At 71.2% G+C, this 7344-nt stretch carries 6 protein-coding genes; 5 read left to right on the top strand and 1 reads right to left on the bottom strand.

The window, feature by feature from the left end; genetic code table 11:
- Positions 1-182: 182 nt before the first annotated feature.
- The gene (locus tag EXE45_RS13420) at positions 183-1391 is read right to left on the bottom strand and encodes a YeeE/YedE family protein (protein ID WP_137694625.1); all 1209 of its coding nucleotides are present in this window, start codon (positions 1389-1391) and stop codon (positions 183-185) included.
- A gap of 156 nt (positions 1392-1547) precedes the next feature.
- Here EXE45_RS13420 and EXE45_RS13415 point away from each other — a divergent pair, with 156 nt between their 5' ends.
- The 5 genes from EXE45_RS13415 to EXE45_RS13395 all read left to right on the top strand — a co-directional run bounded on the left by EXE45_RS13415 (position 1548) and on the right by EXE45_RS13395 (position 7328).
- Positions 1548-2900 carry a hypothetical protein gene (locus tag EXE45_RS13415; protein ID WP_092923528.1) on the top strand — a complete coding sequence of 451 codons (1353 nt, stop codon included), beginning with the start codon at positions 1548-1550 and terminating at the stop codon, positions 2898-2900.
- Positions 2900-3970: a sulfurtransferase gene (locus EXE45_RS13410; protein WP_092923531.1), complete on the top strand. Its 1071-nt coding sequence runs from the start codon at positions 2900-2902 to the stop codon at positions 3968-3970. The genes EXE45_RS13415 and EXE45_RS13410 overlap by 1 nt, the downstream gene beginning before the upstream one ends.
- Before the next feature lies 1 nt (position 3971).
- Positions 3972-5012, top strand: coding sequence for a YncE family protein (locus EXE45_RS13405; RefSeq protein WP_137694624.1), 1041 nt, complete (start codon positions 3972-3974; stop codon positions 5010-5012).
- Positions 5013-5081: 69 nt separating this feature from the next.
- A complete protein-coding gene (locus tag EXE45_RS13400) occupies positions 5082-5465 on the top strand; it encodes a SaoD/DsrE family protein (protein ID WP_092923537.1) in 384 nt (127 codons plus the stop codon).
- 357 nt (positions 5466-5822) lie between these two features.
- Positions 5823-7328, top strand: a complete 1506-nt coding sequence (locus tag EXE45_RS13395) for a replication factor C large subunit (RefSeq protein ID WP_137694623.1) — start codon at positions 5823-5825, stop codon at positions 7326-7328.
- The last annotated feature ends 16 nt before the right edge of the window (positions 7329-7344 follow it).

Raw genomic sequence — 7344 nt, 5'->3', positions numbered from 1 at the left:
GTCGGCCGACCGGAGCGAAGCGGAGGGAGGCCGACGAGGCTGGGGAGGCGTGAGGCGCTGTGCGGAGCGGTACGGGGTGGGGCTTTGGAGGAGCTCCACGTCGATCTGGTGGTGGTCACTCCGCCGAATCCCGGTGAGTCACTAGCTCAGTCGAGGAGTCCGAACTGGACCGCGGATTCCACCTAAATCGCGCAGCCGACCTCGCGGTACATGTAGTGGGTCATCACGTAGACTCCGAGGATGATGCCCGCGCCGGCGAGGAAGGAGTGGACGGACAGCAGCGCGACCCCGGAGAAGAGGTTCGCGATGTTGCAGCCGGCGGCGAGCCGCGAGCCGACGCCCATCAGCAGGCCGCCGACCGCGTAGTTCGGCACGCGGTTCAGCTTCGGCTTCCGGATCCGGAAGTCGCCGGAGGCGTACGCGGCGACGAAGGAGCCGACGATCAGCGACGCGATCATCAGCATGTCGATGGTGAGCGAGATGTTCCCGTCGCGGAACAGGATCGACCCCCAGTACTCGACGCTCGCGACGTCGAACCCCGCCCCGGCGAGGAGGTAGCCGGCCCAGCGCGCCTCGCTGCCGGTGATCGCCCAGTGGCCGTGGACCGAGAACCAGAGGCTCGCGACGAGCGCCATCGCGACGCCCGCGGTCCGGGCGTCCCACGAGTCGCGGAGGCGGACCGTCACCGGGCGGTCGTCGTCGCGGAGGCCGCGCACGTACTCGACGGTGCCGTCGGCGATGCCGCGCAGGCCGATCGCCACCGACGAGAGCAGCCGCGAGCCGCCGAGCGCGGCCTGCGCCCGTGCGTCGGCGGCGACGCCGGTGCCGCCGGACGGGTCGTCCGGGAGCTGGCTACGTCCCTTCACGAACGCGTAGGCGACCGTCCCCACGGCGACCGCGAGCGCGCCCGTGACCGCCGGCGAGAAGGGGAGCGCGAGGTACAGCGTCTGCCCCTCGAACGGGTTCAGCGTCTGGAAGTAGTACGTCTCCGCGACCGGGAACGCGAACGCGAAGAGGACGTAGCCGACGAACATGAACAGGAGGACGAGCCAGAACTGGAGGTACCCCTGTCCCGCGCGGTACAGCGTCCCCGACGCGCAGCCGCCGGCCAGCGTCATCCCGAGCCCGAAGACGAAGCCGCCGAACACCGACCCCAGCCCCCACGCGGGGGTCCAGAAGCCGCGGAAGTAGCCGAACGTCGCCTGGAGGCTCCAGAAGACGGTCATCACGGCGATCCCGGCGAGCAGTCCCTTCAGCACGCGAGTGTCCTTGAACGCGACGAAGTCGCGGAAGGCGCTGACGAAACAGAAGCGCGCCTTCTGAAGCAGAATTCCGAAGGCGAGACCGACCGCGATCGAGACGCCGATGTAGCCGCTCGGCGAGAGTATCATTGCTCCTCGGTACCCGCTTCACGGGTAAAACGACGCCGGACACGGTAACGACGCCCCTCGATCACGGGACGACGCAATTATTGCCGCGAAGACGGACACGGGGCAACGACCCGGCAGGCCGGCGAGGCTTTTGCCGCGAAGCCGTTGGGGTGTGGCATGAGCGATGACTGCGGCTGCGGGACGACCGACACCGCCGAGGAGGGGACGGCGCAGTCCCCGCGACCCGCCAAAGGCGAGGAGCTGGCGAACGACGCCCGTCGGAACCCCTTCGCGGACGGCGTCGACCGGCGGCGCCTGCTTCAGGCCTCCGGGACCGTCGGCGCGACGGCCGCCCTCGCCGGGTGTTCCGGCGGTGGCGGCGGCGACGGCGGCGGCGAGGCCGTCCCGACGATGTTCGTGTTCAACAACGGGGACCGGACGCTGAGCGTCATCGACGCCGAGTCCGACGAGCTGGTCACCTCGGCGTTCCTCGGGACCACCGCCTCGTTCCCGGCCAACCAGTACACCACCGGCGTCGACTCCGACCACGACGTGCTCTGGCTCAACGTCGCCGGCGGCGTCCGCGCGGTCGACCAGCGCACCCTCGAGGAGCTGGCGTACATTGAGACCGGGTTCGGTCCGAACTACCCGAACCTGACGCCCGACGGCGAACACCTGCTTATCGCCTCCGGCGGCACGACCGGGATGGCGCCCGAAGGGGACGCGAACCACGCGATCTTCCGCGTCGACGCGAACCGCGAGAGCGACACCTTCGGCGAGGTGACCGCCGAGATCGAGACCGGCTACGTCGGCCCCTGCGACATGACGCTCGGCCCGAACGGCGACTACGCGTTCGTCGTCGACGTCGCCGACGAGGCGATCCGCGTGCTGAGCGTCGACCCGTTCGAGACGGTGACCCGGGTCGACGCCGGCGAGCCGGTCACCGAGGGGAACGTCCTCCCGTTCATGTGCACGGCCTCCTTCGACGGCGAGCTGCTCCTCGTCGAGAACGGCGAGGGGACGCTCGGCGGCGACCCCGAGGTGCCGCGCGAGGGCTCCGAGAGCGTCTGGGACATCTCCGACCCGGAGAACCCCGAGGAGATCGCGAAGATCACCCGCGACGAGGGGCTCCCGGGCGCGCCGATCACGAGCGAGGTCGCCCCGGACAACTCGGCGGCGTACCTGTTCATCCCGGGCGAGGGCGTCGGCGTGATCGACCTCGAGGCGAACGAGTACGCGACGACGCTCGACGTCGGCGGGAGCAGCATCGCCGGCGCGTGGGGACCGAACCGCGAGAAGCTGTACGTCCCGGTCCAGGACGCCAATCAGGTCGCGGTGATCGACCACGCGAACCGCGAGGTCGCGACGACGATCGGCGTCGGTGAGGCGCCGACGGGCGCCGCCGCGGGGACCGTTCGCCCCGAGAGCGACGCGGTGTCGAGCCTCCAGGCGTCGCTCGCCTCGCTCGGCGTCACGTTCGGCGACATGGAGGCGTCGTGGTGTATGGACGACCACTGTTACTGCGGCTAATGGTCGAAAAAACCCCGGAGACCGACGACGACGGAAGCGGCGACGCGACGCGTCGCGGGCTGCTCCGCGCCGCGGCCGGCGCGACGGTCGCCGGCGCGGCGAGCACGGCCGGCTGCCTGAGCGTCACGACGCCGGCCGACGTGGCGGCGGAGTACGCGGTGACGGGCAACGTCGCCCACTTCGTCGGCCCGAGCTGGCCGGCCGAGCACCGCGACGACGCCGTCGTCCTCGACGCGCGGAACGCCGAGCGGTTCCGCGAGGAGCGCATCTACGGCGCCCGCCGCGTCCCCTTCGACGCGATCACGAGTCAGCGTAGCACCGACGACGGCGCGGTTCCGGACGCCGACGCCGTCGCGGCCGCGTTCGGGTCGGTCGGCGTCGCGCCGGACGACGACGTGCTCGTGTACGGGGCGAGCGTCGGCTCCCGGGTCACCCGGACCGCGTTCGCCCTCGCGGCGATCGGCCACTCCGGCGCGATCAAGGCGTTGAACGGCGGGCTCGACGGCTGGAACGGTCGGCTCGGGACGGGGACGAGGCGGGAGGTCTCGACGACTGACTACGAGGCCGACCCCGCGCCGTCGGCGTGGGTCACTCGCGAGTGGCTCGCCGAGCGGGTCGGCTCGTTCAACGACGGCGGCCCCGGGCTGGTCGACGTACGGGTGCCAGAGGCGTACCTGGCCGCGGCCGGCTCCGCCGCGCTGAACGACGACCACGAGCGCCACGGCCACATCCCGGGCGCGATCGACGTCCACTGGGTGGGGAACGTCTCCGGCCGCCGGATGACGGAGCCGGGACGGCTCGTCCAGCTGTACGAGGGCGAGGCGGGGCTCGACCGGAGCGAGACGGTCGTCGTGTACGGCGACGACAACGTGGACCCGACCTCGACGTGGCTCACGCTGCGGGCGATCGGCTTCGAGGACGTCCGCGTCTACGACGGCGGTTTCAGCGAGTGGGCGAACGCGGACGACCGGGGGCGACACCCGGTCGAGACGGCGACGAACGTCGTGGTCGAGACCGAGGGGAGCGTCGGCGGCGACGACAACAGCGGCGACTTCTCCTGTACTGGATGAGATGAGCCGCGACGGCCCGATCGACGGGGACGCGGGCGACGCACCCGGTCGCGTCGTCGCGGTCCCCTGCGAGGGCGCGGACGTCTTGGCGCTGTTCGCGCTCGCCACGGGCGAGCCGCTCGGTTCGGTCCCGGTCGGCAGCCACCCGGTCCACGCGACGACGACTGCCGACCGGACGCTCGTCGCGACCATGGGCGAGCGATCGGTGACGGCGGTCGACCCCGGCGGCGAGGTGACCCGCGTCGACACCGGCGTCTTGGGCCCCTCGCACTTCGCGAGCGCGAACGGCGATCTGTACGTCTCCTGTTCGGCCGGCGACGCGCTCGCGGTGATCGACCCGGTGGAACTGACACTCACTGGCCGGGTCGGCGTCGGCGCGGAACCGCACGAACTCGCCGTCGGTCCCGACGAACGATGTCTCTACAGCGGCAGCCGCCGCGACGGCGTCGTCGACGTCGTCGATACCGCGACTCGCGAGCGGCTCGGGACGGTCGACGCGGGTCCGGAGGCGAGGGTACAAGGCGTCGCGCTCGCGCCCGACGGGCACCGCGGGTACGCCGTCGACCAGGACGGGAGCCGGATCGTCGTCTTCGAGCCGGCCGGTCACGGAGGCGAAGAGCCGGACGCGCCCGCGACCCGAGTCGGCCACGTTCGCAACGCGGCCGCGGTCGGCGCGGACCCGTACGACCTCGTCGTCACCGCCGATCGCGTGTTCGTCCCGGGGAGAGCCGACGGGACGGTCCACGAGTTCTCGCCGGACCTGACGCTCGAAGCGGTTCACGAGGGGTTCTCCCGCCCGGTCGACCTGTTCAAGACGAACGGTCGGTGGTGGGTGCTCGACGCCGAGGCCGCCCGGCTGCGGTCGATCGACGGCGCGGTCGTCGACACGAGCGCACCGGGGCTCGTCGCGGCCCCGGTGGGCGGCGGCCGGCTCCTCGTGTCTCACTACGACGACGACCGGATCTCGCTCGTCGACGTCGCGGACGGGACCGTCTGGACCGCCGACACGCCGGCGTACCCGTTCGGCGCGGTCGTGGTCTGACGCGTCACAGACCGCGGGGAACCCTGCCGGAGTCGCCGCCGTAATCTCCCCGTTCGCCGTCCCCGCTGTATGAAGGTCGCATACGTCTTCGCGACGGCCGGACAGACCATCGACTACGTGCTCGGGGACATGATCCTGCCGCAGCTGGAGGCCGGCGCGCACGGCGCAGACGTGGTCGGCATGTTCTTCTTCCACGACAACACGTACGCGCTCCGGGAGGACGACCCGCTCGGTCAGCGCCTGGCGGACGTCGCCGCCGAGCAGGAGATCCTGCTCATGCTCTGTGACCAGTGTGCGACCCGCCGCGGGCTCGCGGAGTACGACCGCACCGACGAACACGGCCGCGACCGCTACGAGCCGACGAACACCGTCGAAGGCGCCACGGTCGGCTGCTTCCCCGACCTCTACGAGGCGCTCGGCGAGGTCGGCGTCGACCAGGTCATCACGCTGTAGCTGGCTTGTACTGGGGGATTTGAACAGTCTCGCACCGTTTTTATATCGGCTTCGAACGACAGCGCGGGTCACGTCCACGCCGAGCTCGTCTTCGAACTGCTGTTCGGCGGACGGGAGCGGGGGGCGCGAGCGACCCCGCGTGGAAGACAGTCATCGAGTTTTTGCTCGTTGCCCATCTTGCCCCGGTACGGACGCGAGCTTCGACGCACAGCTCCGGGCAGAGAGCGTGGAAGTCACACGGACGGACGCGTCGCTCCCCGAAGCTGTAGACGAGATCGGTTCGATTCACAAAGCCGCTGACCACCTTCGGCCGGTCGCTCCGCAACCACTAAACGCGGCTCGCTCCTTGCTCCGGTAATGGCCGACTGGACGGAGAAGTACCGCCCGAGCACGCTCTCGGAGGTGCGCGGCAACGACAAGGCCCGCGACGCGTTCGCGGAGTGGGCCCGCTCGTGGGACGACCACCGCGAGGCGGTCGTCCTCCACGGGAGCCCGGGCGTCGGGAAGACGAGCGCGGCGCACGCGCTCGCGAACGACATGGGATGGGAGACCGTCGAGCTCAACGCCTCCGACCAGCGCACCGCCGACGTCATCGAACGGTCCGCGGGGCGGGCCGCGCGCAACGCCACCCTCGGCGGGAGCGCGGCCGGCGGCGGGGCGGCCGGCGGCGACACCGCCTCCCGGCAGCTCGTCATCCTCGACGAGGCGGACAACATCCACGGCAACTACGACCGCGGCGGCGCGAGCGCGATCACGGAGCTGGTCAAGGAGTCCGGCCAGCCGATCGTGCTCATCGCCAACGATTACTACGACATGTCGCGGGGGCTCCGGAACGCGACCCAGGAGATCGAGTTCCGCGACGTCTCCGCGCGCTCGATCGTCCCCGTCCTCCGCGACGTCTGTCGCAAGGAGGGGATCGAGTTCGAGTCCGACGCCCTCCAGCGGATCGCGGAGGGGAACCGCGGTGACCTGCGGGGCGCGATCAACGACCTTCAGGCCGCGACGCAGGGCCGCGACTCGATCGCGGTCGAGGACGTGGTCACCGGCGACCGCGACAAGGCGCTGGGGCTGTTCCCGTTCCTCGACGCCGTGTTGAAAGAGGAGTCCGCGGAGGAGGCGCTCCAGTCGGCGTACGCCGTCGACGAGACGCCGGACGACCTGACGCGGTGGATCGAGAACAACCTCCTCGACGTGTACGAACCGGCGGAGGCGGTCCGCGCGTACGACTTCCTCGCCAACGCGGACGTGTGGCTCGGCCGGGTCCGCGCCACGCAGAACTACACCTACTGGCGGTACGCGACCGACAACGCGGCCGCGGGCGTCGCGGCGGCCCGCGACGGCGAGAAGGGCGGCTGGACGCGGTACGGCCGGCCGCAGTTCTGGTCGTCGTCGGACGCGACGGCGGACGAGGTCGTCGACAAGGTCGCGGCCGCGAGCGGCTGTAGCGTCGCGACCGCCCGCCGCGAGGTATTGCCGTTCCTCCAAGCGGTCACCCACCACTGTAAGCCCCGCGAGCTGACCGTCGCGATGGCGGCCGCCTACGACCTCGACGAGGCCGCCGTCGCCTTCGTCACCGGCTCCGGCGAGTCGACGAACAAGGTGGCGTCGATCGTCGAGGACGCGCAGGCACGGCGCGACGAGCTGATCGAGGAACACGCGGACGGCGCCTTCGCGTTCGACGGCGCGGCTCGGGAAGGCGAGGAAGGCGACGCGGCCGCGACCGACGAGACGGACCGGGGCGGATCCGAGGCGACTTCTGCCGGAAGCGACGGAGGCGACTCGGACGCGGAATCCGACGCCGAGACCGGCGCGTCGAACGAGGAGGACGACGACGACCAGGCCGGACTCACCGACTTCATGTGAGTCGGGCGCGGCCGCC

The sequence above is a fragment of the Halorubrum sp. SP9 genome (assembly GCF_005435015.1).
Taxonomy (GTDB): Archaea; Halobacteriota; Halobacteria; order Halobacteriales; family Haloferacaceae; genus Halorubrum; species Halorubrum sodomense.
Note: the sequence above shows the minus strand (reverse complement) of the source record. Positions and strands in the feature narration are given on the sequence as shown.